The following is a 25,844-nucleotide window of genomic DNA, read 5'->3' as shown; positions in this document are numbered from 1 at the left end:
GGGTAGTGGTCGTCGGGGGGGAGATGAAAACAACCCGTGCTTTTCAGTGTAGGGGTCGACTGCAACACCGCAACAGCGCGTATCGCGCACTACTTGAGTCCTTGATGAATTATCCGTTTCGCGAGGACAGGGAATGACGCGTAAGAGGCGATGCCACACTGATTATCTTTGTTTCTGGACATCCTTATATACCCGGCCTCCCCCCACTCCGGCCCCCTGCTATTTTTCACCAGCCAATAATCCTCGCCATCTTCGGTGCCATAACCAACAATAAGCACGGCGTAATTCAAATCATTTTCATCGCAATCTTCATCATTCAATACCCCGCCGGAGTATTTTTTAAAGTTGTCGGAAGCGTCAATCGCCGCCGATACCGGCCCTTTGGCTACGGCCTGGCGCAGTGCCTCCTCGTCGCCACGAGGAATATTCGTATAGGTCACCGTATTGGCGGCGACAGCCTTGATCATGCCTGCATCACAGCGTCCCCCGCCGCCTGTGTAAGGGTAATATTCTTCTGACTGAATACCGTTTTGTTTGACGTAGTCATAGGTGTAATCCATCAGCCCGCCATCACATCCTTGATTACCTTGCTCACTGCTGCAATCAAGAATCTGCTGCTCGGAAAGCTCGACCAGTCTTTCGGTTTGCAAAAACAATGCGCCCTCCAGGGCACCCACCGCTGAAAAAGCATAACCGGAGCCACAAGTCCCCAATTGCTTGACTCTGGTAACAGCTCCCTGGGTACGCCAGTCCACTGAGCTTGGTATATCCAGAGCCTGTGCCGTCACGGTAACGGCACAGCCGCCAACCAGGATGAAACATGAGAGTTGCCAAAACCTCATACTTAGCCCCTGTTTCTATATGGTTTGCAGTTACCTCGCTATGTCATTGAAATGAAAGACCAATAAGCCAACGGCAACAACTGTCAAATATGACAGTTGTTCAATACTGTTTAGTTATAAAAACCACACCATTTCGCGTTGTTAACCATAACTGTCAAATACGGAACTGCCCGACCAGGCTACCCAGGCGCTGACCGAGGTCGGCCAGGCTGCGAGAGGTTTGCGCGCCGAGTTGGGTTTCGTCGGCGACGCTGTCCACCGCCACGGCAATCTGGTGCACGCTGCGATTGATCTCTTCGGCCACGGCGGTCTGTTCTTCGGCGGCACTGGCAATCTGTGCGTTCATCGAGTTGATGGTCGCGATCAGCTGAGCCATGGTGTCCAGCGAAGCCCCCGCCTCGTTGGCCTGGGCCGAGGTGCCGTCGCCGGCCTCGCTGGAGCGACGCATCGCCTCCACCGCCGACTGGGTGCCGGCCTGCAAACGGTCGATCATGCCCTGGATTTCCTGGGTGCTGATTTGCGTGCGGCTAGCCAGCGCCCGCACTTCATCGGCCACCACCGCAAAGCCGCGCCCGGCCTCGCCGGCGCGGGCGGCTTCGATGGCCGCGTTGAGCGCCAGCAGGTTGGTCTGCTCGGCAATCGAGCGGATCACCCCGAGCACGCTGACAATCGACGACACGTCTTTTTGCAGGCTGTCCAGGGACACGCCGCTGCTGCGGATGTCGTCCACCAGGGCATGGATCTTCTCGATGCTGCCGGCCACAACACGCTTGGCCGCCTGCCCTTCTTCGTCGGTCTGCTGGGCTGCTACCGCGGCGTTCTGCGCGCTCTTGGCCACTTCCTGGGCCGCCGCCGACATTTCGTTGATCGCTGTGGCCACCTGATCGGTTTCGTGACGCTGGCGTTCCATGGCCTGGTCCGAACGGCTGGCCTGGTCGGACACCTGGTTCACCAGCCCGGTCAGTTGCGAGGTCATTTCGGTGATCTGCCGTACCAGGCCGTGGATCTTGTCGACGAAACGGTTGAACGAGCCGGCCAGTGCACCGAGTTCGTCCTGACTGGTGATGGTCAGGCGGCGGGTCAGATCGCCCTCGCCCGCCGCGATGTCGTCGAGGTTGGCTTTCATCAGATGCAGCGGACGCAGAATGGTGTTGGCCAGCAGCATCCCCGCGGCAGCGATCACCAACAGCACCACGACTGCTACGCCAACGATACTCAGCACCATGCCTTGCATCCGCTCCTGGACCTTGGCTTCGACCACGGCCACTTGTGCTTCGATGCCGTCGAGGTTGACCGCGGTGCCGACTGCCATGTCCCACTTCGGCAGGTATTCGGTGTAGCCGAGCTTGGGCACCAGCACCTGGGTGTTGCCAGGCAATGGCGAGCTGTATTGCAGGTAGTGCGTACCGTCCTTGGCGACTTTCACCAGGTCGCGGTTGACGTAGACACCGTTCGGGTCGCGGTTGTCCTTGAAGCTCTGGCCCACGCCCTCGGGGCTGTTGGCCTTGAACAGGCGCACGGTGTTGGAGTCGTAACCGAAGAAGTAACCGTCCTTGCCGTAGGTGATGCTCGACAGCAGCTTGATCACTTGGGCCCGCGCCGCCTCATCGCCGGGGGCGGCGGCGTCGTAGAGCGGTTTGATCGTGGTCATGGCCACGGCCACGTAGCTTTGCAAGGTTGCCTTGGCATCGCTGAGCAGGCGCTCGCGGGTCTGCTCGACTTCCTTGCGCGCCTGATCCTGAAGAATGAACAGCGTGGTCAGGCTGATGACCAGCGCAAACAGCAACACCGGGAGGACGGCAAGGGACAGGACTTTTGCCTTGAGGCTCATGCGCATGACGTTCACTCTTTTGATTTTTGTTGGCGTGGTTAAAAGCTTTAACGGCACGCCAGGGCAAAAGTTGAACGCAGTCAATCGGAACAGTAGAGCCCCCTGTGGGAGCGAGCTTGCTCGCGATAGCGGACTGTCAGCCAAATAGATGTTGACTGTTTCACCGCCATCGCAAGCAAGCTCGCTCCCACATTTTGATCCAGGGTAATCAGAAGGGAATTGGTTACAGGACCATCGCAGCCACCCAGCCGAACGCCAGCAACGGCAGGTTGTAATGCAGGAAGGTCGGGACCACGGTGTCCCAGATGTGATGGTGCTGGCCATCGATGTTCAGGCCGGAAGTCGGGCCCAGGGTCGAGTCGGAAGCCGGTGAACCGGCGTCGCCCAGGGCACCGGCCGTGCCGACGATGCACACGATCGCCAACGGGCTGAAGCCCAGTTGCACGCACAGCGGCACGAAGATCGCCGCCAGGATCGGCACGGTGGAGAACGATGAGCCGATGCCCATGGTCACCAGCAACCCCACCAGCAACATCAGCAAGGCGCCAATGCCTTTGCTGTGATCGATGTACGACGCCGACGACTCGACCAGCGTCTGCACCTCACCGGTGGCCTTCATCACTTCGGCAAACCCCGAGGCGGCGATCATGATGAAGCCGATCATCGCCATCATTTTCATGCCTTCGGTGAACAGGTCGTCGGTGTCACGCCATTTGACAATGCCCGACACCGAGAAGATCAGGAAGCCGACCAGCGCACCGATGATCATCGAATCGAGCAACAACTGAATGATGAACGCCGCCGCGATGGCCACGCCGGCCACCATCAGGCTCAGCGGGTTGTATTGCACCGCCACTTGCTCGACCTGTTCGATCTTCGCCAGGTCGTAGACACGCTTCTTGCGGTAGCTGACAAACGCGATCAGCAGGCCCGCCACCATGCCCAGGGCCGGAATGCCCATGGCGTGGGTCACGTTGATGCCGCTGATGTCCACGCCGCTGCGGGCGACGTTGGCCAGCAGGATCTCATTGAGGAAGATGTTGCCGAAGCCCACCGGCAGGAACATGTAGGGCGTGATCAGGCCGAAGGTCATGACGCAGGCGATCAGTCGACGGTCCAGTTGCAGCTTGGTCAGCACATAAAGAAGCGGCGGCACCAGCAACGGAATAAACGCGATATGTATCGGCAAGATGTTCTGCGAGGCGATGGCCACGACCCAGAGCAGGCCAATCAGCAGCCACTTGACCTGGCCACCGCCGCTGGCGTGCTGGCGATCGACCATGGCCAGGGCCTTGTCGGCCAGCGCATGGGCCATGCCGGACTTGGCAATGGCCACGGCGAAAGCGCCGAGCAAGGCGTAGGACAACGCCACCGTCGCCCCGCCACCGAGGCCGCTGTTGAAAGCCTTGAGCGTCGCCTCGATTCCCAGGCCACCGGTCAAGCCACCGACCAGCGCACCGACGATCAAGGCGATCACCACATGCACGCGGGACAGGCTGAGGATCAGCATGATGCCGACCGCGGCAATTACTGCATTCATTTCATTACCTCGATACAAACGAAAAGACTCCGTCCGGCAGTCTGCGAAGAGCCACCAGCGGATTAAGGAATGGGTTTTATTAGAGGGCGCGCACTGTGCCGCAGCGTCACCTCCTTGTCAAAGCACCTCGACGCTGTCGATATGTAACGACATGTCATGACCTGTAGGAGCGAGCGAGCTCGCGATGCACCTGAGAGCACCGGGGGGGATCAGGTTTCCATCGTCATCGTTGACGACCATCGCGAGCATGCTCGCTCCTACAAGGGGGAAGTGTTTGATAGCCGATAGACGGGATAAAGAAACCAAAATCGCGGCCGTTACAGTGCAAAGTCTCAGATATTTATCGAATAAGGACGTCTCCATGTCGCTCAGACAACTTTCCATTCAATGGAAAATCACCCTGCTGGCCGGGCTGTGCCTGGCGGGCATCGTGACCCTGCTGGTGGGTCTTTCGCTGTACCGCATGGAGCACAGCTCCGAGCTGGTGAAAGCCTCGAGCATGGAGATGCTGACAGAGGCGGCCCAGGCCCGGATCGAGTCCCAGGGCGAAAACCAGGCGCTGGGGATACGCCAGCAGTTCATGGACGCCTATCAGTACGGCCACGGCTTCTCCCGGCAGGTGCTGTTCCTGCGTGACCAGGCCGAGAAGCGCTTTCTCGATGCCTTCGACCTGCGCGAAGACCTGACCCGCCAGGTCAAGTCAGCCCTGCAAGCCAACCCGGACCTGCTCGGCCTGTCCCTGGTGTTCGAGCCCAATGGGCTGGACGGCAAGGACGAACTGTTCACCGGTCAGGCCGAGCTTGGCAGCAACGACAAGGGTCGTTTCGCCCTCTACTGGTCGCAGCCGACGCCGGGCAAGGTAACGTCCATGGCGCTGCCGGAAAAGGACATGGCCGACACCAGCACCGGCCCCAGCGGCGAAGCGGCCAACGCCTGGTTCACCTGCCCGCGCACCACGCTCAAGCCGTGCGTGATCGAACCTTACTTCTATGAGATCGACGGTCAGAACGTGCTGATGACCAGCATCGTTTTCCCACTGATGGTCAACGGCAAGGTGATCGCCTCGCTGTCCGTGGACATCAACCTCAACAGCCTGCAAGCGGTCAGCCTGGGCGCGAGCAAGAAGCTCTATGACGGCCAGACCAGCGTCAGCATCATCAGCCCGGCCGGCCTGCTCGCCGGCTACAGCCCGGACGCCGGCAAACTCAGCCAGCGCCTGGACGCCGTGGATAAGGCCAATGGCGCCGAACTGCTGCGCATGCTCGCCGCCAGCAGCAAAACCGCCAGCCTGCACAGCCATCAGCAACTGAAAGTGCTGGCACCCTTCCAGCCGATTCCCGACGGTAAATCCTGGGGCGTGCTGCTCGACGTGCCGGAGAAAGTCCTGGTCGGCCCCGCCGAAGCCCTGAAAAAGCAACTCGATGACAGCAACACCGCCGGTACCCTGGTCGAACTCGGCCTGGGGGTGCTCGCCGCGCTGCTCGGCCTGCTGCTGGTGTGGCTGATGGCCCGCAGCGTCACCCGACCGATCCTCGGCGTGGCGCACATGCTCGAAGACATCGCCAGCGGCGAAGGTGACCTCACCCGCCGCCTGGCCTACGACAAGCAGGATGAACTGGGCCAATTGGCCGGCTGGTTCAACCGTTTCCTCGACAAGCTGCAACCGATCATTGCCGAAGTGAAGCGCTCGGTGCAGGACGCCCGCAGCACAGCGGATCAGTCGTCCGCCATCGCCGCACAGACCAGCGCCGGCATGGAGCAGCAGTACCGCCAGGTGGACCAGGTGGCGACCGCCTCCCACGAAATGAGCGCCACCGCCCAGGACGTCGCCCGCAGCGCCGCGCAAGCGGCCCACGCCGCCCGCGATGCCGATCAGGCGACCCGTCAGGGCCTGACCGTGATCGACCGCACCACCGCCAGCATCGACAACCTCGCCGCCGACATGAGCGCGGCCATGGTTCAGGTCGAAGGTCTGGCCGCCAACAGCGAGAAGATCGGCACCGTACTGGAAGTGATCCGTGCGATTGCCGAGCAGACCAACCTGCTGGCCCTCAACGCCGCGATCGAAGCGGCCCGTGCCGGTGAGGCCGGGCGCGGGTTTGCCGTGGTGGCCGATGAAGTGCGCAACCTGGCGCGGCGTACCCAGGAGTCCGTGGAAGAAACCCGTCTGGTGATCGAACAACTGCAAAACGGCACCCAGGAGGTGGTGGGTTCGATGAACAACAGCCATCGTCAGGCCCAGGGCAGTGTCGAGCAGGTTGGCCAGGCCGTGACGGCGCTGCGCCAGATCGGTGACGCGGTGACCGTGATCAACGACATGAATATGCAGATCGCCAGTGCCGCCGAAGAGCAAAGCGCGGTGGCCGAGGAGATCAACAACAACGTGGCGACCATCCGCGACGTGACCGAGTCGCTGTCGGGCCAGGCCAATGAATCGGCGCGGGTCAGCCAGTCGCTCAATAGCCTGGCGAACCAGCAGCAGAACCTGATGGATCAGTTCCGCGTCTGAACCCTGCTGGCCGAACAAAATACCTGTGGGAGCGAGCTTGCTCGCGATGACGGATTATCAGACACATTGATATTGAATGTGCCACCGCCATCGCGAGCAAGCTCGCTCCCACATTTATTCTTCCGTGCTGCTCAATCAAATGATGGCAAGTGGATATCTGCCGCATGCCGATTATGCTTCATGGAACCTTGCAGCGCCTTCGGGCGTCAATCTGAATGCAAACCACGTAATCCAATGACTTCAGCCCCAGGGCCTGGGTACGGTAAGTGTTGGTGGGAACTCCGGCCTACAACAAGAGCAAGACGGAGAATACTCATGGCAGCAATCGACAATGCAACCACGGGCAGCACGCCCAACCGCGGGCTCACCCGGGAGGAGCGCAAGGTCATCTTCGCCTCGTCCCTGGGCACCGTGTTCGAATGGTACGACTTCTACCTGTACGGCTCCCTCGCGGCGATCATCGCCAAGCACTTCTTCGCCGGTGTCAACGAAACGACGTCCTTCATCTTCGCCCTGCTCGCCTTCGCCGCAGGCTTTGCCGTGCGGCCCTTCGGCGCCATCGTGTTCGGCCGGTTGGGCGACATGATCGGGCGCAAGCACACGTTCCTCATCACCATCGTGATCATGGGTATTTCCACGGCCGTGGTGGGTTTGCTGCCCGGCTATGCGACCATCGGCGTCGCCGCGCCGATCATCCTGATCAGCCTGCGCCTGTTGCAAGGCCTGGCGCTGGGCGGTGAGTACGGCGGCGCAGCGACCTACGTGGCCGAACATGCCCCCAAGGGCAAACGCGGCTACTTCACCTCGTGGATTCAGACGACAGCCACCCTCGGCCTGTTTCTATCACTGCTGGTGATCCTCGCCTGCCGTACCGCGCTGGGCACTGAAGCCTTCGAAGCCTGGGGCTGGCGGATTCCGTTCCTGCTGTCGATCCTGCTGCTGATTATCTCGGTGTACATCCGCTTGCAGCTCAACGAGTCGCCGGTGTTTGTGAAAATGAAGGCCGAAGGCAAGTCTTCCAAGGCGCCGCTGACTGAATCTTTCGCACGCTGGGAGAACCTGAAGATCGTGATCATGGCCCTGCTCGGCGGCACCGCCGGCCAGGCGGTGGTCTGGTACACCGGGCAATTCTATGCGCTGTTCTTCCTGTTGCAGACGCTGAAGATCGAACCGCAAACCGCGAACCTGCTGATTGCCGGCTCCCTGTTGATCGGCACGCCGTTCTTCGTCATTTTCGGCAGCCTGTCCGACCGTATCGGGCGCAAGGGCATCATCATGGCGGGCTGTATCATCGCGGCACTGACTTACTTCCCGATCTTCCACGCGCTGACCCAATACGGTAACCCCGACGTGTTCATCGCGCAGGAGAAGAATCCGGTCACGGTCGTCGCCAATCCCGCCCAGTGTTCGTTCCAGTTCGACCCGGTGGGCAAGGCCAAATTCACCAGTTCCTGTGACTTGGCCAAGACCGTGCTGGCCAAAAGGGCCATCCCTTACAAGAACGCGGACGCCGAGCCGGGCGCCGTTGCGCAGGTGCGCATTGGCGATAAAGTGATCGAGAGCTTCGAGGGTACTGGCATGCCGGCCGCCGACTTCAAGGCCAAGAACGACGCCTTTGCCGCCACCCTCGCCACCGCCCTCAAGGACGCCGGCTACCCCGAAAAGGCCGACCCGGCCAAGACCAACTACCCGATGGTGTTGCTACTGCTGACGATCCTGGTGATCTACGTGACCATGGTCTACGGGCCGATTGCCGCCTGGCTGGTGGAACTGTTCCCGGCACGCATTCGCTACACCTCGATGTCGCTTCCCTACCACATCGGCAATGGCTGGTTTGGTGGCTTCCTGCCGACGGTGGCGTTCGCCATGGTGGCGGCCACGGGGGATATCTACTACGGGCTGTGGTATCCGATTGTCATCGCGGTGATGACGGCGGTGCTGGGTATTTTCTTCATGCCGGAAACCAAGGATCGGGAGATTCATCACACATAAACCTGACACCTCACCCTGTGGAACCGGGTGTACTCATAATCGGCGGCCATGAAAAACCACTGTGGGAGCGAGCTTGCTCGCGATAGCGTCAGCACATTCAACATCAATGTGTCAGACAGATTGCCATCGCGAGCAAGCTCGCTCCCACAGGGTTCCTGGTGTGACTTCAAGTATGTTTAGGCAACTCGATGACGACCTTCAGCCCGCCCCATTCGCTTTCCAGCAACGACAGTTTGCCACCCCAGCTATCGACAATGTCGCGCACGATGCCCAGCCCCAAACCATGCCCATGGGTTTGCTCATCCAGCCGCGTTCCTCGGCCGAACACCTGATCGCGACGCTCTTCGGGAATGCCCGGGCCGTCATCTTCCACGTTGAGTTCAAAGCCCTCTGCAGTCTCGGCCACACTCAGGCGAACCTCGGCATCCGCCCACTTGCAGGCGTTATCCAGCAGATTGCCCAACAGTTCCAGCAGGTCTTCGCGATCCCAGGGCAATTGCAGGCCGGTGGGTGCGCGGTAGCTCAGCGCCAGGTGTTCGCCATGGATCATGTTCAGGGTGGCCAGCAACCCGGGGAGTTGCGCATCGCAATCAAACAGTGCGCCCGGCAACGCATCGCCGGACAACCGCGCACGATTGAGTTCCCGATTGAGCCGTTGCTGGACTTGCTCCAGTTGCTCCTTGAGGACCTTGCGCAATTGCGGGTGCGCGTCGAGTTGCTCGCTTGAAGCCAGGCTCAACAGCACCGCCAGCGGAGTTTTCAAGGCGTGGCCGAGGTTGCCCAGGGCATTGCGTGAGCGCTTGAGGCTGTCCTCGGTATGGGCCAGCAAATGGTTGATCTGCGCCACCAGTGGTTCCAGTTCCACCGGCACCTGATCATCGAGTTGCGAACGCTGGCCCTGCTGAAGCTGCGCAATCTGCTCGCGGGCCTGCTCCAGCGGACGCAAGGCCCGGCGCACGGTAATCCGTTGCAGCAGCAGAATCAGCAGCAGCGCCGTCAAACCGAGGCCAAACCCGAGCTGTTGCATGCGCCGGAAGCTTTCGCGAATTGGCGTGTAGTCCTCGGCGACGCTGATGGAGATCGGCAACCCCGAACGTCGATAGTCCGTACGCAGCACCAGTAACTGTTGCCCTTCCGGACCCAGTTGCAAGTTGCCATGCAGGCCGGGGTGATCGAGCACCGGCAGTTCCTGATCCCATAAAGAACGGGAACGCCAATGACCGTCGGCGAAATCGATGCGGAAATAATGCCCGGAGAACGGCCGTTGATAAGCCGGTGACAGGCGTCGCTCATCCAGTTGCAAGCCTTGCGGCCCGCGCACCAGTGCCGCCAGCAGGTTCTCGCTGTCATTGCGCAACCCGGCTTCGAGGTAGCGCTGCAACCCCAATTCGAACAGCCACAGGCTGGTTTGCGCCAGCACCAGGCCAACGACCACCATCACGCTGATCAGGCCCAGGCTCAAGCGGCGCTGGATCGATCTCACCGGGCTTGCCCGCCGAACAGATAACCCTGGCCGCGACGGGTTTCAATCACACTTTTGCCGAGCTTGCGGCGCAAGTGGTTGACGTGGACTTCCAGCACATTGGAATCGCGTTCGGTTTCACCGTCGTAGAGGTGTTCGGCGAGGTGGCTTTTGGAGAGGATCTGCTCGGGGTGCAGCATGAAATAACGCAACAGGCGAAACTCCGCGGCGGTCAGTTGAATGTCCGCACCGTCGCGCACAACGCACTGGCGACCTTCGTCCAGATGCAACCCGGCAGCCTTGAGCGTTGGCTGGTTGACCTGGCCATGGGAGCGGCGCAACAACGCCTGGATGCGCAAAAACAACTCTTCGGGATGGAATGGCTTGGTCAGGTAGTCGTCGGCGCCGGCCTTGAGGCCTTCGATGCGTTCGGCCCAAGAGTCTCGGGCCGTCAGGATCAGCACCGGCGTGGCCAGCCCCGCCGCGCGCCATTGCGCCAGCACCTCAAGCCCCGGCACGCCGGGCAAACCGAGGTCGAGGACGATCAGGTCGTAAGGCTCGGTGCTGCCCTGATGCACCGCATCGCGACCATCGGCCAGCCAGTCCACCGCATACCCCTGGCGATTGAGGCCGGCCAGCAGTTCGTCGGCCAGGGGCACATGGTCTTCCACCAGGAGCAAACGCATGGATCAGTCTTCCTTGTCTTTGAGTAAACGGCCGGTGGTGGCGTCGATGCCCAGTTCGCGGACCACGCCCTCAGGGGTCAGCAGCTCGACTTCATAAATGTAGACGTCGTGTTTTTCTTCGAGCTCGGCTTCCAGCAGCTTCGCACCGGGGTAGTGACCCATCGCCTGCTGCAGCAGTTGCTCCAGCGGCAGGATCACGCCCTGTTGACGCAGGCTCAGGGCCTCATCCTGATCCAGGTCGCGGGCCAACACTGCCGAGCAAAATGCCAGAAGCAACAGCGCCATCCGGCTACCGGTGCATCGCTTGAATAAAAACACCTTCATTACGAATCCTGATGATCCTTGAGAACCTGCCCGCTGACAGCGTCTAATTCCACATCCCAGTCGATGCCCTGAGGATCGCGCAGCTCGACCTTGTACAGGTATTTGCCATAACGCTGTTCCAGCTCGGTTTCACTGACGGTGGAACCCGGATGCCTGGCCACCGCGTTGGCATTGAGTGTCTCGAACGACACAATGGTACCAGCGTCGCGCAATCTCAGCGCTTCATCCGGGCCAAGTTCCCGGGCGTGGGCGAGGCTTGCGGTCATGCCGAGGATCGACGCGGTGAACAGGGCGGTCAGGGTTTTCATGGGTGTCTCCGTATTTCTTCAGGTACTGCCTGTGGGCGCCACCTTAACCGGATGAACTTAATTGAAACTGAATTGCCATCATTGGCAACACCGCCCTCCTTTGTGGGAGCGAGCTTGCTCGCGATGGCGGCGGCACATCCAACAATGATGTGACTGCAACACCGCTATCGCGAGCAGGCTCGCTCCTACAGTGATCGTGTTTATAATTTCTGTCGGCCCGACATCGAGACTTTAATGACCGCCATCCACATCAAGTTCCCCTCCCTGACCCTCAAGGCCGGTCCAGGTGCCTTTGCGCGCATTCGTGACAGCGGCTTGAACGCCGCCGACGTCGGCACCTTGCCTGGCGCGGCTGGCGGTCCGAAGGCGCTGGGGATTCAGGGTCTGGACCTGGCGCTGTTCGGCGAGTGGCTGCCGGCGGCACCGCGGGAACGCTCGCTGATTGGCGCATCGGTGGGTTCCTGGCGCTTCGCCAGCGCCTGCCTGCCGGACGCCGCCGAGGGCATCCGGCGTCTCGGACAGCTCTACACCGAGCAACACTTTGCCAAGGGCGTGACCATGGCGCAGATCAGCCAGAGCTCACAGCGCATGCTCAATGACCTGCTCGACGGTCGCGATGCCTCGATCCTCGACAACAACCATTACCGCCTGAACATCATGGTGGTCAAAAGCCACGGCCTGCTGGCCGACGATCATCGCGGCCGCCTCGGGTTGGGCCTGTCATCGGTCATCGCCGACAACCTGCGCGGCCGGGCGCGGCTGGCACGACACTTCGAACGCCTGATCATCCACGACCCGCGCCTGGCGCCGCCAGTCAATGCCTTGAATGACTTCCCGTCTCGCTTCGTCACCCTCAATGCCGGCAACTTGCGCCAGGCCCTGCTGGCCTCGGGCTCGATCCCGATGGTGATGCAAGGCGTGCGCGACCTGCCGGGCGCCGGCACCGGGACCTTCCGCGACGGCGGTCTGCTGGATTACCACCTGGACCTGCCCTACAGCGGCAACGACATCGTGCTTTACCCGCATTTCACCGACCGGGTGATTCCCGGCTGGTTCGACAAGACCCTGCCGTGGCGCCGCGCCTGCCCGGTTCGCTTGCAGAACGTGCTGTTGCTGGCGCCGTCGAAGGAATACCTGGCGCGCCTGCCCTACGGCAAACTGCCGGACCGTAACGACTTCAAGCGTTTCATGGGAGACGCCCCGAGCCGGCAGAAATACTGGCGCACGACCATGGACGAAAGCCGCCGCCTGGGCGACGAATTCCTCGAACTGGCCGCCAACGGTCGCCTGGGCGAGCGCTTGCTGACCCTTTAGTCAGGACAAACTGGTAAACTCGCCACCTGCCCGAATCGCTGCGGCGAACGCCACCTGAACAGAGCTGAAGATACTGTGGAAATTTTCAAAGAGTTTACCTTCGAATCCGCCCACCGCCTGCCCCACGTACCGGACGGCCACAAGTGCGGGCGCCTGCACGGTCACTCGTTCAAAGTGGCAATCCACCTGAGCGGCGACCTCGACCCGCACACCGGCTGGATCCGCGATTTTTCGGAAATCAAAGAGATCTTCAAGCCGCTGTACGAGCGTCTGGACCACAACTACCTGAACGACATTCCTGGCCTGGAAAACCCGACCAGCGAAGTGCTGGCCAAGTTTATCTGGCAGGAGTTGAAGCCGCTGCTGCCGGAACTCAGCGCGATCCGTATCCACGAGACCTGCACCAGCGGTTGCATCTATCGCGGCGAATAAGCCGGCAGACAAATGCAGAACCCTGTGGGAGCGAGCTCGCTCGCGATGACGGCGCCACATTCAACATCGATGTGACTGACACAACGCCATCGCGAGCAAGCTCACTCCCACAATGGAACAGCGTTTTGTCAGAGAAAAAGAAAACAGCCTTCATCGGCTGTTTTTTTATGCCTATGCTTTTTGCCTCGCACCCGCCAAGAGGACACACCTATGACTGACTGGCCACTGCCCCAGACCTATCGCTTCAAAGGGCACTCCGTGCGCTACGCCGTGCGCGGCGACGGCCCGCCGCTGGTGTTCGTGCATGGCACGCCCTTCTCCTCCTATGTCTGGCACCGGATTGCCCCGCACTTCATCACCACGCACCGGGTGCACTATTTCGATTTGCTGGGCTACGGGCAATCCGAGAAAGTTGATGGTGACGTGTCCCTGGGTGTGCAGAACGAATTGCTGACGCAGTTGCTGGATCATTGGGGCCTGGATCGCCCCGACGTGGTGGCCCATGACTTTGGCGGTGCCACAGCCCTGCGAACGCACCTGCTAAACGGCAAGGATTACCGCAGCCTGACACTGATCGACCCGGTGGCGCTCACGCCCTGGGGTTCGCCGTTCGTGCAGCATGTGCGCCAGCATGAAGCCGCCTTCAGCGGACTGCCCGATTACATCCAGCAAGCGATTGTGCCGGCTTACATCCGCGGGGCGATCAAGCGGAAAATCCCGGACCACGAACTCGCCCCCTATGTTCAGCCGTGGCTGGGAGAGCCGGGGCAAGCGGCGTTCTACCGGCAGATCGCGCAGATGAACGAGCGCTATACCTGCGAGGCCGAGGGCCTGTACTCGACGATCCGATGCCCGGTACAGATTCTCTGGGGTGAAGATGACCAGTGGATTCCCATCGAACGCGGGCGGGCCTTGCAGCAGATGATTCCCGGATCGCGGTTTTATCCGATTCCCAACGCCGGTCATCTGGTTCAGGAAGACGCGCCCGAAGCGGTAGTCGCGGCGCTGCTGCGGTTTTTGCCCCTGCAGTAATCCTCCAGAACAAACCCGCTCCCACATTTGAACGGTGGTGATCAATGTCACTGGCGGGAATCGCCGCTGGCGAGCTAACGTAAGAGCATTGCCTAAACGATTCGCCAAAAGGATCTGCCCGATGCACATCATCAATGCCCGTCTGCGCAACCAGGAAGGCCTGCATGAGTTGAACCTGGAAAACGGCCTGATCAGCAGCATCGGCCGCCAGATCGAAGCCCCGACCCTGGGCCCTGACGATCTGGATGCCGGGGGCAACCTGGTGGTACCGCCTTTTGTCGAGCCGCACATCCACCTCGACGCAACCCTGACCGCCGGCGAGCCGCGCTGGAACATGAGCGGCACGCTGTTCGAAGGCATCGAGTGCTGGGGCGAACGCAAGGCGACCATCACCCAGGAAGACACCAAGGCCCGGGCAAAGAAAACCATCCAGACCCTCGCCGCCCACGGCATCCAGCATGTGCGCACCCACGTCGACGTCACCGACCCGCAACTGACCGCGCTCAAGGCGATGCTCGAAGTACGCGAGGAAAGCCGGCACCTGGTCGACCTGCAAATCGTCGCATTCCCTCAGGAAGGCATCGAGTCCTACCGCAATGGTCGCGAATTGATGGAAGAAGCGATCCGCATGGGCGCCGACGTGGTAGGTGGCATTCCGCATTTCGAATACACCCGCGATCAGGGCGTCAGCTCGGTGAAGTTTCTCATGGACCTGGCCGAACGCAGCGGTTGCCTGGTGGATGTGCATTGCGACGAAACCGACGACCCGCATTCACGCTTTCTCGAAGTGCTCGCCGAAGAGGCCCGCAGCCGCGACATGGGCTCGCGGGTCACGGCCAGCCACACCACGGCCATGGGCTCCTACGACAACGCCTACTGCGCCAAACTGTTTCGCTTGCTCGGGCATTCGGGGATCAGCTTTGTCTCCTGCCCCACCGAAAGCATCCACCTGCAAGGTCGCTTCGACAGTTTCCCGAAACGCCGGGGCGTGACCCGGGTCAACGAGTTGCTGGAAGCAGGCATGAACGTGTGCTTCGGCCAGGACTCCATCGTCGATCCGTGGTACCCGCTGGGCAACGGCAACATTCTGCGGGTGCTCGAAGCCGGCCTGCACATCTGCCACATGCTCGGTTATCGCAACCTGCAAAGTGCGCTGGACCTGGTGACGGACAATAGCGCCCGAGCCATGAACCTCGGCGATCGCTATGGCCTGGAGCGCGGACGGCCGGCGAACCTGCTGATTCTGTCGGCGGAGAGTGATTACGAAATGATCCGCAGCCAGGGGTTGCCGCTGTACTCGGTGCGCGATGGCAAGGTCTTGATGAAGCGGACGATGCCGGTGGTGGAGTTCAGTGGGCTGGACTGAAACTTGCGCTGACTGGACTGGCCCCATCGCGAGCAGGCTCGCTCCTACAGGTTTTGTGAACGACATAAAACACTGTGGGAGCGAGCTTGCTCGCGAAGGCAATCTAACAATCAATCGATCATTCGAGCCGTACCAAACAGGCTGACCCGACTCAACTCCCCCAACTCTTCCGCCAGCAAGATCGGCGCCGTGCCACCCGGCATCGTCACCTTCACCTCCCCGGCGTTGACCCAACCTGCCCGCCAGGCCGCACAGGCCACCGCACTGGCGCTGGTCCCCGACGACGCCGTCGGCCCCTCGCCCCGCTCGAATACCCGCGCGGCGATGTGTCCTTCGGATACGCGCATTGCCCATTGCAGGTTGATTCCCGCCGGACAAGGCTTGCCTGCGCCGACCGGTATGGCGTAGGCGATTCGCGTCAGCCCCTCACCCAGCGCCGGCTCGCGCATCTGCTCGTTGCTCGGCAGGTCCTCGGCACTTTCCACCAGCGTCACGCAATGGGGATTGCCGACCCGCGCGAACTGGCTGTGCGACCACGCACTATTGAGTGCCGACAATTGTTCAACGTGGCTGAGTTCGCGACCATTGAAGATCGTCGCTTCAACCCCGTGAGCACTGACCGCCGACGGCCCGAACCCCGGCTGACCCAGATCGAGCCAAAAACCCTTCACGCCCCCGACCTCTGCGGCTTTCACTGAAGTCTGCCCCGGCGAAGGCGAATCAGCCTTGTCGTGGTGAACCCTGAGCAGACAGGCTTCGTTCTGCGGCAACAGCCCTTGATCACTGAGGGCCTGGGAAAAAATCGTCAGCCCGTTGCCACTGCGCTCGGCCAGGGTACCGTCGGTGTTGACGATCAACAGATCAAAGGGAGGCGACGACTGAAACGGTCCGACCAGCAAACCGTCGCTGCGATGATCCTTGCTACCGGACGGTTGAGTGCCTGGAGCCCAGCTGCAGCAAGCCTCGATCGCGGCCAGCGCCCAGGCTTCAAGGGTTTGCGCTGCCTGGCTGGCCTGGTCGGGCAGGTCGATGCCCTGACGGCGCAGTTCTTCGGGCGTTACCACGATGTAAATGTTGCCCCGTGCATCGTACCTCTGCGCCATGGCGCCCTCCGTGTGTCATTGGAATGGCTCAACATATCGCGAAAAACACCGGCGCTGTGCAACCATATCGCCCTGTTTGACCGTAAAACTTTCCGGGCACTGATCGAACCCTCACAGGCCGATCACTGTCCGTTGAGGACGCGACGCTTTTTGCCAAGGATTGTCATGACCAGCCTCAACAGCCAAACCACCTTCGTTCCCGGGCGCCTGGAACAGATGTCCACGCGCATCGCCTTTTTCATCGCCGGGGTCGGCATCGCCGCGTGGGCACCGCTGGTGCCCTATGCCAAGGCCCGGGCCGGACTGGATGAAGGCACCCTGGGATTGTTGCTGCTGTGCCTGGGGGTAGGTTCTATCCTGGCGATGCCGCTGGCCGGGATCCTGTCCACACGTTTCGGCTGCCGGCGGGTGACGGCCGGCGGGACCCTGCTGATCTGTGCCGCCCTGCCGCTGCTGGCGACGGTGTCGTCGATTCCGGCGCTGATCGCCGCATTGTTCATGTTCGGCGCGGGGCTCGGCACCGTGGATTCGACGGTCAACCTGCAAGCAGTGATCGTCGAGCGCGCCAGCGGCAAAAACATGATGTCGGGGTTCCATGGCCTGTTCAGCCTGGGAGGGATTGTCGGCGCGGCAGGCGTCAGCGGATTGCTTGGCCTGGGGATCTCCCCCCTGGGGGCCACGCTGGTGGTGATCGTGTTGCTGCTGATCGCGCTGGCCAAGGCCGTGCCGCATCTGTTGCCCTACGGCAGCGAGAGTTCGGGACCGGCGTTTGCCGTGCCCCATGGCATCGTCCTGTTCATTGGCGGCATGTGCTTCATCGTGTTCCTCGCCGAAGGTGCGGCGCTGGACTGGAGCGCGGTGTTCCTGACACAGGAACGTGGCATCGACACCGCGTATGCGGGGCTCGGTTATGCGGCGTTTGCCTTGACCATGACGGCCGGGCGTTTGACCGGTGACAAAATCGTACGGCGGTTGGGCGCGACGCGGGTGATTGTGTCCGGCGGGCTGACCGCCGCCGCAGGTTTGTTTCTGGCAACGTTCGCACCGAGCTGGGAGGCGGCGCTGGTGGGTTATGCGTTGCTGGGTGCCGGTTGCTCGAACATTGTGCCGGTGCTGTACACCGCAGTCGGCAAGCAGACGGTCATGCCCGAAAGCATCGCCGTGCCGGCCATTACCACCCTGGGTTATGCGGGCATCCTGGCAGGCCCCGCCGTCATCGGCTTCGTCGCCCATGGCAGCAGCTTGAGTTTCGCCTTTGCCCTGATGGCGGTGTTGCTGGTGGCGGTGGCCATTGGCGGGAGAGTGTTGAAGGTCTGAAAAGCATCGCGAGCAAGCTCGCTCCCACAGGGATCACACGGAACCTGTGGGAGCGAGCTTGCTCGCGATGAATTCACCTCGGTCTATCAGAACCCGACACTGGCCTGCACAAAGAACGTGCGCGGCGCACCGACATACATGCCCGAGTTGTTGTCGCTGGAACGGGTGAAGTACTGCTTGTCGAAGATGTTCTTCACCCCCGCCCCCAGTTTCAGGTTCGACACTTGCGGGCCGAAGTCATAGCCGGCACGTGCGTTCCAGAGCACGTAACCCGGGATATCACCGAACTGGCCATCAGCGGTACCTTCAGTGATGTAGTCGCCGTTGAAGCTGCCATCGGCGTTCACGCCGGTGCCCGGCGAACGCTGCTTGGACTGGGCGAACGCATCGAGGTTGTAAGTCCAGCGGTTGACGTCGTAACGCAGGCCGGCGGTGGCCACCTGGCGGGAGTAGAACGGTAGGTCACGGCCCTTGAAGCCCGGGATCTCACCTTCGTAGGTGGCGCGGGTGTAGGTGAAACCGGCGTTGGCGGTCAGGCCGTCCAGCATCGGGTTCAGCGCAGCCATGTCGTAGTGCACCGACGCTTCGATACCCTGGTGCTTGGTCGCGCCGAGGTTGGTCCAGCCCACGTCATTGCTGATGTATTGCAGTTCGTCGTCGAAGTCGATGTAGAACAGCGTCACTTCACCGCCCCACACGTCATCGTTGTAGCGCGTACCGATTTCGTAGGTCTTGGCCTTTTCCGGCTCCAGGCCGTTGGCGGGCTCATTACCGATACCGCCCTGCCCCAGCTGGAAATACTGCAGCGCGCCGAACGAGGTTTCGTAGTTGGCGAACAACTTCCAGGCATCGGACATGTGATACATCACGCTCAGGGCCGGCAGCGGCTCATTGCTCTCGATGCTGCGTTTTTTCTCCGGCACCCGTTTACCGGCGTTATCGAGTACCGGGCGATCGTGCCAATCGGTGCTGATGTGCTCGAAGCGAATGCCTGGCGTGACAGTCCAGTTGCCAACGTCAATCTTGTTGTCGACGTAGACCGAATTGGCCTCGGTTCCACCGGTACGGTCCTGATAGACATGGCCGTCCGCCCCCGGACGCACGACCGGCTCATTGTTGACCAGCGCCACACGGCTGGCCTCTTCGTGCATGGCCTCTTTCAGGTAGCGATAACCGACGCTGACTTCCTGGGTGGTAGGGCCCACATCGAAGACGTGAGACACCCGTGGTTCGATACCGTAGGTGTAGTAGGTGCGCGGGTAGGAGTTGAGTGTCTTCAGGTCACGGGAGGCGATGTTGCTGCCACGGAAACTGTCGGTGTAGTAGGTCAGCACTTCGGCCTGGGTGCGATCGTCGATCTGCCGCACCCACTTGAACGACACATCCTTGCGGCGACCGCTGAAGTTGTCGTGGTCGCGCACGGACTGGAACGGGTCGGCGTCGTACTGCGCCTGGGTCAGGCCGCCGGGCATGTCGGCCTTGGCGTCGTAGTAGTGGAAGTTGAGGCTGAAATCGTCGACATCGGTCGGCGCCCAATGGGTCTTGAGGATCACGTCGTCGATGTCGTTACCGTTGTTGCTTTCACGGTAACCGTTGCCGTTCACGCCGGAATACAACAGCGCCACGCCCATGCCGTTGTCGGCGGTGCCGCCCATGAATGCCGTGTCGATGTGCTTCCAGCCACCGTGCTGCGAGGTTTCCAGGGTCGTGCCGATTTCCGCGGAGGCCTGTTCCGGGATCGCGCGGGTCACGAAGTTGATCACGCCGCCCACGTTTTGTGGTCCGTAGCGTACGGAACCGGCACCGCGCACCACGTCGATGCTGTCGAGGTTGCCCGAGGAAATCGGCGCCATGGACAGTTGCGGCTGACCGTAAGGCGCGAACGCCGCCGGGATGCCGTCGATCAGCACGGTGGAGCGAGGCGACAGGCGCGAAGTCAGGCCGCGCACGCCGACGTTGAGGGAAATGTCGCTGCCACCGGTACCGTTGGCGTCCTGCACCTGCACGCCCGGGACACGTTTGAGTACGTCGCCGACGTTCATCGCGCCCTGCTCGACCATGGCTTCGCGGCGGATCACGGTTCGTGCCCCGGGGTGGTTCTGCACCACGGCGGCATCGGCGTCGCCGAGCCAGTTACCGACGACCTTGATGTCAGTCACGCCCAGTTCCAGTGGACCGCTGGCCGCCGATGCTGGTGCCGGCATCAGCGTCACCGAACCTTCATCGATCTGGTATTGCAGGCCGCTGCCTTGCAGCAACTGGCGCAGCGCGTCTTCCGGGGAAAGGTTGCCATCCACCGCCGGAGCCTGCTTGCCGGCGACCAGTTCAGGGCTGAAGAACACCTGAAGCGAGGTTTGCTGGCCCAACTGACTCAGGGCCTGTCCCAAGGGTTGCGCCGGGATGCGGATGGCATCGGCGGCAAAGGCCTGGGGCAGCGCAACGTTGACCGCCAGCGCGAGGGCCAGCGGTAACCAGGGGAGTTTGTTGTTTTTAGCGGTGGAGTTTTTCACGTCGAACGTAATCCTGTGGATCGCAAGAGTGTGCGCTTGTTAATGCAAACCAGTTGCAGTTGAACAGGAAGACGATGAACTCGAAAAAAACCTGAATTTTATTTTGAAATTATTTCCTGGCTGCCATCGCCAAGGGTGCGCACGGCCACGGGGAGGATGCTCGGCAAGGCCTTGAGCAGCGCATCGGTGTTGTCGGATTTGAACACGCTGGTCAGGCGCAGATCGCCCACCGCTGCACTGGCGACCTTGAGTGGCTTCTCGCGATAGCGCGAGACCTGCTCGGCGACATCGGCCAGGCTGGCATTGTTGAACACCAGTTTGCCGTTGCGCCAGGCGGTCATTTCCGCCGGGTTGACGGCATAGGCGGCGGCAACTTTGCCCTGGGCATCGACGTGGGTGCCAAGGCCTGCCGTCAGATTGATGAAATCGTTATCGGCGGCGTCGCGACCTTGAACCTTGACGCTGCCCTGCTCCACCACCACCCGGGTTTCGCTGGCGCCATGACGTACGTCGAATCGGGTGCCGGTGACCGTGACCTTGCCGCTGCCCGCCGCGACCACGAAAGGCCGGCTGGTGTCATGCTCGACGCTGAACATCGCTTCGCCTTCGGTCAGCTCAACGTTGCGGCGATCCTTTTCAAAGCGCACCTGAATCCGGCTGCGGCTGTCCAGATCGACCACCGAGCCATCGGGCAACGCCACCTGGCGTCGCTCATTCAGGGCCGTTGAAAACTCGGCGATATAAGGCGCCGGATGATTCAGGCCGCTGAACAAACCCAGGCCGAGCGCTACCGCCAACACGCTGGCAGCCACCGCGTAACGTAGCACGGGACGACGTTTTTTCAGGGCTGGCGGGGTTTCACACAGGGCCCGCAAGCGCGCCGTCGGCACCAGGTCAGCGGCGCTCCACAAGCCCTGGAGCACTTCGAATTCGTTGCGGTGCTGGGGGTGCTGCTCCAGCCAGAGTTGAAACTGACGCCGCACTTCGACATCGGCAACAGGCTCCTGCAAACGCACAAACCACTGCGCCGCGTCATCGCGAACCGCTGTTTGCCCGCACGCACAATCACGAGTATCCATCATGGAAGTTCCTGTTTGGCTGGGGAGGAGAAGGCGCGGCCGGTCATGACTGCAACCCGTCCAGGCGATCGCGCAGATGCCGAAGCGTGCGGATCATATACTTTTCCACCATGTTCTTGGACAGCCCCAGGCGTTCGGCGATTTCGGCCTGGGTCAGGCCCTCGATTTTCTGCCAGACAAACACCTTGCGGCAGTTGACCGGCAGCTCGGTGAGCGCCCGTTCGATGGAATCAGCCAGCTGGATCGCGTGCATGAAATGCTCCGGGTCGCCGGTCGGCGACTCACTGAGATCGATCGCCTCTGACTCCATGGCGCCCCGCCGGTCCTCACGCCGATAACCATCCACGGCAATGTTGCGCGCGGTCTGGTGCAAATACGCCCGGGGCTGCTGCACCACCGCCGAATCGGACTCAAGCACCCGCACGAAGGTATCGTGGGCCAGATCCTCGGCCTGCTGACGATTCCTCAGGCGACGGGTCCAGGTGCCAACCAACTCTTCGTAATGCTCGAAAAAGCCGTGTCTGCGGGGCAGCTTGAGGGTCATTGCGGTGTGCTGTGGAGACGGGGCGTGAATAGTAATGCTTCCTATTAACTTGAAGCAATGGTTTGCGTCCGCCACACAGGGCACTTTATCCCCTTGCCATTGTGCATTTCGTCAGGAAAGCTCAATTGCGGCACGGAACCAAAGAAATCTGGCAGGCATTCAAATGCAGCCATTGACTGGTTGTAACAAAGTGCAGAAATGCCCGTACCCGGCTTTCACCCAGGAATTCACACATGTTCAGCCCCAAAGCATCGCCCAAGAGAACACCGCTGGCCCGCCTCGCCCTGGCCATCACCCTGAGCACCCTCGGCCTGCCGTTCTGGGCGGGTAATGCCCAGGCCCACGGCGGTCACGCCGAAATGGTGCCGCTGCAAGCGGGTCTTGAGGAATTTGGCGCCACGGTGAAATGGGACGATTACGCCAACCTGTTCACCATTGCCAAGGACGGGGTCTACCTCAAGGTAAAGCCCGACAGCAAAGTGGCGATGCTCAACGGCAAGCGTATCGAGCTAACGGTGCCGGTGGTGTTCAAGGACCATACGGCGTTCATGTCCAAGGACTTTATCAACCAGGTGTTCCAGTCCGGGCTGGACAAGACCTTCGTCGTCGAGACCCGCCCCAACCCGCTCAACCCCCTGAGCGCGGCTGAAATCACCACGGCCGTGGACATCGTCAAGAAATCGGAAAACTACAAGCCTGGCTTCCGCTTCACCGAAGTCTCGGTCAAGGAGCCGCCGAAGAATCAGGTGTGGAACTTCGTCCTCACCGGGCAAAACGTCGCCCAGCCGCGTGAGGCCTCAATCGTGGTGCTCGACGGCAAGCACGTGATCGAAGCCCTGGTCGACCTCGACACGAAAGAACTCAAGTCCTGGAAGCCGATCGAAGGCGCCCACGGCATGGTACTGCTGGACGATTTCGCAACGGTGCAGACGGCTGTGGAAACCAGCCCGGAATACGCCCAGGCCCTGGCCAAGCGCGGCATCAACGACGTGAAAAAAGTCGTGGCCACGCCGCTGACTGTCGGTTTCTTCGACGGCAAGGACGGCCTGGCGCAGGACAAGCGCCTGCTGAAAATCGTCAGCTACCTCAACACCGGTGACGGCAACTACTGGGCGCACCCGATTGAAGGCCTGGTGGCGATTGTCGACCTGGAACAGAAGAAGCTGATCAAGATCGAAGACGAAGCGCTCATTCCGGTGCCGATGAATCCGACGCCGTATGACGGTCGCGGACGCCAGGGCGTCGCAGTCAAACCGCTGGAAATCATCGAGCCCGAGGGCAAGAACTACACCATCAGCGGCAACAGCATTCACTGGCAGAACTGGGACTTCCATGTTCGCCTCGATTCGCGGGTCGGGCCGATCCTGTCCACCGTCACCTACGACGACAAAGGCAAGAAACGCAAGATCATGTACGAAGGCTCGCTGGGCGGCATGATCGTGCCTTACGGCGACCCGGACGTCGGTTGGTACTTCAAGGCCTACCTCGACTCCGGCGACTACGGCATGGGCACCCTGACCTCGCCGATTGCCCGTGGCAAAGACGCCCCGCAAAACGCCGTGCTGCTGGACGCCACCATCGCCGACTACACCGGCGCACCGACCGCAATCCCGCGCGCCATCGCGGTGTTCGAACGCTACGCCGGCCCGGAATACAAACACCAGGAAATGGGCCAGCCCAACCTCAGCACCGAGCGCCGTGAGCTGGTAGTGCGCTGGATCAGCACCGTGGGCAACTACGACTATATCTTCGACTGGGTCTTCCAGCAGAACGGCACCATCGGCATCGACGCCGGCGCCACCGGTATCGAAGCGGTCAAAGGCGTGAATTCGAAAACCATGCACGAAGACACCGCCAGGGAAGACACGCGCTACGGCACCCTGCTCGACCACAACATCGTCGGCACCACGCACCAGCACATTTACAACTTCCGCCTCGATATGGACGTGGACGGCGAGCAAAATTCGCTGGTGGAAGTGAACCCGGTGGTGTTGCCCAACGACCGTGGCGGGCCGCGCACCAGCACCATGCAGACCGAGACCAAAGTGGTCGGAAACGAGCAGCAAGCGGCGCAGAAGTTCGACCCGTCGACCGTGCGCCTGCTGACCAACTTCAGCAAGGAGAACAAGGTCGGCAACCCGGTTTCCTATCAGCTGATCCCTTATGCCGGCGGCACGCACCCGGTGGCCAAGGGTGCCAACTTCGGCAAGGACGAATGGCTCTACCACCGCCTGAGTTTCATGGACAAGCAGCTATGGGTGACGCAATACAACCCGGAGGAAAAGTACCCGGAAGGCAAATACCCGAACCGCTCGGACAAGGACTCGGGCCTGGGGCAGTTCACCCAGGACAACCACTCCATCGAGAACACCGACGACGTGGTCTGGCTGACCACTGGCACCACCCACATCGCCCGCGCCGAAGAGTGGCCGATCATGCCGACCGAATGGGTGCATGTGCTCTTGAAGCCGTGGAATTTCTTCGATGAAACGCCGACGTTGAACCTCAGCTCACCGAAGTAACCAGGTCGAACGCAATACCTGTGGGAGCGAGCTTGCTCGCGATGACGGAGTGTCAGTCGACTTAAATGTTAACTGAAACTCCGCAATCGCGAGCAAGCTCGCTCCCACAGGGTCAAGCGGTGTTCATGCAGACGATCAAGCATGCCGCTTGCGATACTCCCCCGGCGCAATGCCGAAGCGCGACTTGAACGCGGTGGAGAAGTAGCTCGAATCGGAAAACCCCCACGAATACCCCAGCACCGACAACTTCTCCTCCTTGCCCGATTGGCGCAGGGATTCGGCGCACAGGTCCAGGCGGCGGTTCTTGATGTAGCGCGCGACCACCAGCCCTTTCTTGGCAAACATCCGGTACAGGCCACGGGTGGACATGCCGACTTCCCGCGCCAGCCATTCCGGGCACAAGTCTTCGGAGCGAATGTTTTCGTCGATGCAGGTGAGCGTCTTGCGAAAGATCCGCTCATGTGCATCGGTGCAATCGTCGGCCTGGCTGATCGCCGGGCGCAGCAGACTGACAATCGCCTCCAGGGTCGCTTCGCTTTCCTGTCGGGTCAGGTGCTGCTGGCGGGTGGCATCGAGGATCAACCGGTGCGAGAGCATCGCGATGGGCGAGGTTGCGGCAATCCGGTGGCCGCACTTGACCTGATTGAAACGCAGGGTTTGCTCGACCAGTTGATAGGGCAGGATCAGCGACAACTGCCGAGAGTTTTCGCCATAAGTGAAGTCGCTGGGCCGCGAAGCATCGATCAGCGTGATGTCGCCGGGGGACAGCAAGACCTTGTCGTCGCCTTGGGCCATGCCCGCCGTGCCGTCGAGTTGGAACACCGCAAAATACTTGCCGCCCTCGCCCGCCGCGACTTCCTGGGGCGTACGGTACAAACGCGCCTGGCACACGTCGACGAAACTGAGTTTGAGCGCATCGCTCTGGTATTCGCGGATGCGCCCGGCAAACTCGCTGCCCAGGGGTTGTGCGTTGAAGGCGCCACAGATCTGGTTGATCTGATGGATCCACTGGTCGAACCCATCATGGCGCTGTGCTGTTGTGGAAATCATGTCAGGCCTCACGCAGGCTTATTTTTATTGTCTACGTCAATCCACACGACATCGGATGCTTCGAGTCTCCTGAACCGCACC

19 protein-coding genes and 3 pseudogenes are annotated in these 25,844 nt (G+C 61.2%); 9 read left to right on the top strand and 13 right to left on the bottom strand.

Features of this window, described 5'->3' with window-relative positions:
* Positions 1 to 89: 89 nt before the first annotated feature.
* The 4 genes and pseudogenes from KW840_RS24840 to KW840_RS24830 all read right to left on the bottom strand — a co-directional run bounded on the left by KW840_RS24840 (position 90) and on the right by KW840_RS24830 (position 4,213).
* Positions 90 to 842, bottom strand: a complete 753-nt coding sequence (locus tag KW840_RS24840; RefSeq protein WP_218498111.1) for a C1 family peptidase — start codon at positions 840 to 842, stop codon at positions 90 to 92.
* Between the two features lie 154 nt (positions 843 to 996).
* Positions 997 to 1,587, bottom strand: a pseudogene (locus KW840_RS29095) (methyl-accepting chemotaxis protein); the annotation flags it as partial.
* Positions 1,588 to 1,902: 315 nt separating this feature from the next.
* A pseudogene (locus KW840_RS29090) lies at positions 1,903 to 2,673 on the bottom strand (cache domain-containing protein); the annotation flags it as partial.
* A 223-nt stretch (positions 2,674 to 2,896) separates the two neighbouring features.
* On the bottom strand, positions 2,897 to 4,213 hold the full coding sequence (locus KW840_RS24830) for a Na+/H+ antiporter family protein (protein ID WP_056722503.1): 1,317 nt from the start codon (positions 4,211 to 4,213) through the stop codon (positions 2,897 to 2,899).
* Positions 4,214 to 4,397: 184 nt separating this feature from the next.
* Here KW840_RS24830 and KW840_RS29085 point away from each other — a divergent pair.
* From KW840_RS29085 to KW840_RS24820, 3 genes and pseudogenes are all read left to right on the top strand, one after another.
* Positions 4,398 to 5,864: pseudogene (locus KW840_RS29085) on the top strand (HAMP domain-containing protein); the annotation flags it as partial.
* A gap of 102 nt (positions 5,865 to 5,966) precedes the next feature.
* Positions 5,967 to 6,722 carry a methyl-accepting chemotaxis protein gene (locus tag KW840_RS29080; RefSeq protein WP_371318489.1) on the top strand — a complete coding sequence of 252 codons (756 nt, stop codon included), beginning with the start codon at positions 5,967 to 5,969 and terminating at the stop codon, positions 6,720 to 6,722.
* 315 nt (positions 6,723 to 7,037) lie between these two features.
* Entirely contained in the window at positions 7,038 to 8,714 is a 1,677-nt protein-coding gene (locus KW840_RS24820) for an MFS transporter (protein WP_218498108.1), read from the top strand.
* A 166-nt stretch (positions 8,715 to 8,880) separates the two neighbouring features.
* Here KW840_RS24820 and KW840_RS24815 read toward each other — a convergent pair whose 3' ends face one another.
* Genes KW840_RS24815 through KW840_RS24800 form a run of 4 tightly spaced genes read right to left on the bottom strand, consistent with a single transcriptional unit; the run spans position 8,881 to position 11,494 of the window.
* Positions 8,881 to 10,197, bottom strand: a complete 1,317-nt coding sequence (locus KW840_RS24815) for a sensor histidine kinase (RefSeq protein WP_057714002.1) — start codon at positions 10,195 to 10,197, stop codon at positions 8,881 to 8,883.
* Positions 10,194 to 10,862, bottom strand: coding sequence for a response regulator transcription factor (locus KW840_RS24810; RefSeq protein WP_218498107.1), 669 nt, complete (start codon positions 10,860 to 10,862; stop codon positions 10,194 to 10,196). The genes KW840_RS24815 and KW840_RS24810 overlap by 4 nt, the downstream gene beginning before the upstream one ends.
* A gap of 3 nt (positions 10,863 to 10,865) precedes the next feature.
* A complete protein-coding gene (locus KW840_RS24805; protein WP_057714000.1) occupies positions 10,866 to 11,186 on the bottom strand; it encodes a PepSY domain-containing protein in 321 nt (106 codons plus the stop codon).
* On the bottom strand, positions 11,186 to 11,494 hold the full coding sequence (locus tag KW840_RS24800; RefSeq protein WP_090456824.1) for a PepSY domain-containing protein: 309 nt from the start codon (positions 11,492 to 11,494) through the stop codon (positions 11,186 to 11,188). The genes KW840_RS24805 and KW840_RS24800 overlap by 1 nt, the downstream gene beginning before the upstream one ends.
* 234 nt (positions 11,495 to 11,728) lie before the next feature.
* Here KW840_RS24800 and KW840_RS24795 point away from each other — a divergent pair, with 234 nt between their 5' ends.
* The 4 genes from KW840_RS24795 to codA all read left to right on the top strand — a co-directional run bounded on the left by KW840_RS24795 (position 11,729) and on the right by codA (position 15,638).
* Positions 11,729 to 12,808, top strand: a complete 1,080-nt coding sequence (locus KW840_RS24795; RefSeq protein WP_218498106.1) for a patatin-like phospholipase family protein — start codon at positions 11,729 to 11,731, stop codon at positions 12,806 to 12,808.
* Positions 12,809 to 12,883: 75 nt separating this feature from the next.
* Positions 12,884 to 13,240 (top strand): 6-carboxytetrahydropterin synthase QueD, encoded by a 357-nt coding sequence (gene queD, locus KW840_RS24790; RefSeq protein WP_008021670.1) that lies wholly within the window; start codon positions 12,884 to 12,886, stop codon positions 13,238 to 13,240.
* Positions 13,241 to 13,450: 210 nt separating this feature from the next.
* Positions 13,451 to 14,272: an alpha/beta fold hydrolase gene (locus KW840_RS24785; RefSeq protein ID WP_218498105.1), complete on the top strand. Its 822-nt coding sequence runs from the start codon at positions 13,451 to 13,453 to the stop codon at positions 14,270 to 14,272.
* Positions 14,273 to 14,393: 121 nt separating this feature from the next.
* Positions 14,394 to 15,638 carry a cytosine deaminase gene (gene codA / locus KW840_RS24780; protein ID WP_057713996.1) on the top strand — a complete coding sequence of 415 codons (1,245 nt, stop codon included), beginning with the start codon at positions 14,394 to 14,396 and terminating at the stop codon, positions 15,636 to 15,638.
* Between the two features lie 110 nt (positions 15,639 to 15,748).
* Here the strand turns inward: codA and KW840_RS24775 are convergent, their stop codons facing one another.
* Complete coding sequence (locus tag KW840_RS24775; RefSeq protein ID WP_218498104.1) at positions 15,749 to 16,741, bottom strand: diaminopimelate epimerase; 993 nt, start codon at positions 16,739 to 16,741, stop codon at positions 15,749 to 15,751.
* A gap of 165 nt (positions 16,742 to 16,906) precedes the next feature.
* Here KW840_RS24775 and KW840_RS24770 point away from each other — a divergent pair, with 165 nt between their 5' ends.
* Positions 16,907 to 18,058, top strand: a complete 1,152-nt coding sequence (locus KW840_RS24770) for an MFS transporter (protein WP_057713994.1) — start codon at positions 16,907 to 16,909, stop codon at positions 18,056 to 18,058.
* An 86-nt stretch (positions 18,059 to 18,144) separates the two neighbouring features.
* On the opposite strand, the gene KW840_RS24765 is transcribed toward KW840_RS24770, so the two are convergent.
* The 3 genes from KW840_RS24765 to KW840_RS24755 all read right to left on the bottom strand — a co-directional run bounded on the left by KW840_RS24765 (position 18,145) and on the right by KW840_RS24755 (position 22,191).
* Positions 18,145 to 20,568 (bottom strand): TonB-dependent receptor, encoded by a 2,424-nt coding sequence (locus KW840_RS24765; RefSeq protein WP_154863640.1) that lies wholly within the window; start codon positions 20,566 to 20,568, stop codon positions 18,145 to 18,147.
* Positions 20,569 to 20,666: 98 nt separating this feature from the next.
* A complete protein-coding gene (locus KW840_RS24760; protein WP_218498103.1) occupies positions 20,667 to 21,650 on the bottom strand; it encodes a FecR family protein in 984 nt (327 codons plus the stop codon).
* A 40-nt stretch (positions 21,651 to 21,690) separates the two neighbouring features.
* Positions 21,691 to 22,191 carry a sigma-70 family RNA polymerase sigma factor gene (locus KW840_RS24755; protein ID WP_057713991.1) on the bottom strand — a complete coding sequence of 167 codons (501 nt, stop codon included), beginning with the start codon at positions 22,189 to 22,191 and terminating at the stop codon, positions 21,691 to 21,693.
* A gap of 233 nt (positions 22,192 to 22,424) precedes the next feature.
* On the opposite strand from KW840_RS24755, the gene tynA reads away from it, so the two are divergent.
* Positions 22,425 to 24,713 (top strand): primary-amine oxidase, encoded by a 2,289-nt coding sequence (gene tynA / locus KW840_RS24750; RefSeq protein ID WP_218498102.1) that lies wholly within the window; start codon positions 22,425 to 22,427, stop codon positions 24,711 to 24,713.
* Between the two features lie 135 nt (positions 24,714 to 24,848).
* Here tynA and feaR read toward each other — a convergent pair whose 3' ends face one another.
* Complete coding sequence (feaR, locus tag KW840_RS24745; RefSeq protein WP_057713989.1) at positions 24,849 to 25,763, bottom strand: transcriptional regulator FeaR; 915 nt, start codon at positions 25,761 to 25,763, stop codon at positions 24,849 to 24,851.
* Between the last annotated feature and the right edge of the window lie 81 nt (positions 25,764 to 25,844).

The sequence above is a fragment of the Pseudomonas sp. PDM30 genome (genome assembly GCF_019218985.1).
Lineage (GTDB): Bacteria > Pseudomonadota > Gammaproteobacteria > Pseudomonadales > Pseudomonadaceae > Aquipseudomonas > Aquipseudomonas jessenii.
This window is presented reverse-complemented; position numbering and strand designations above follow the sequence as displayed.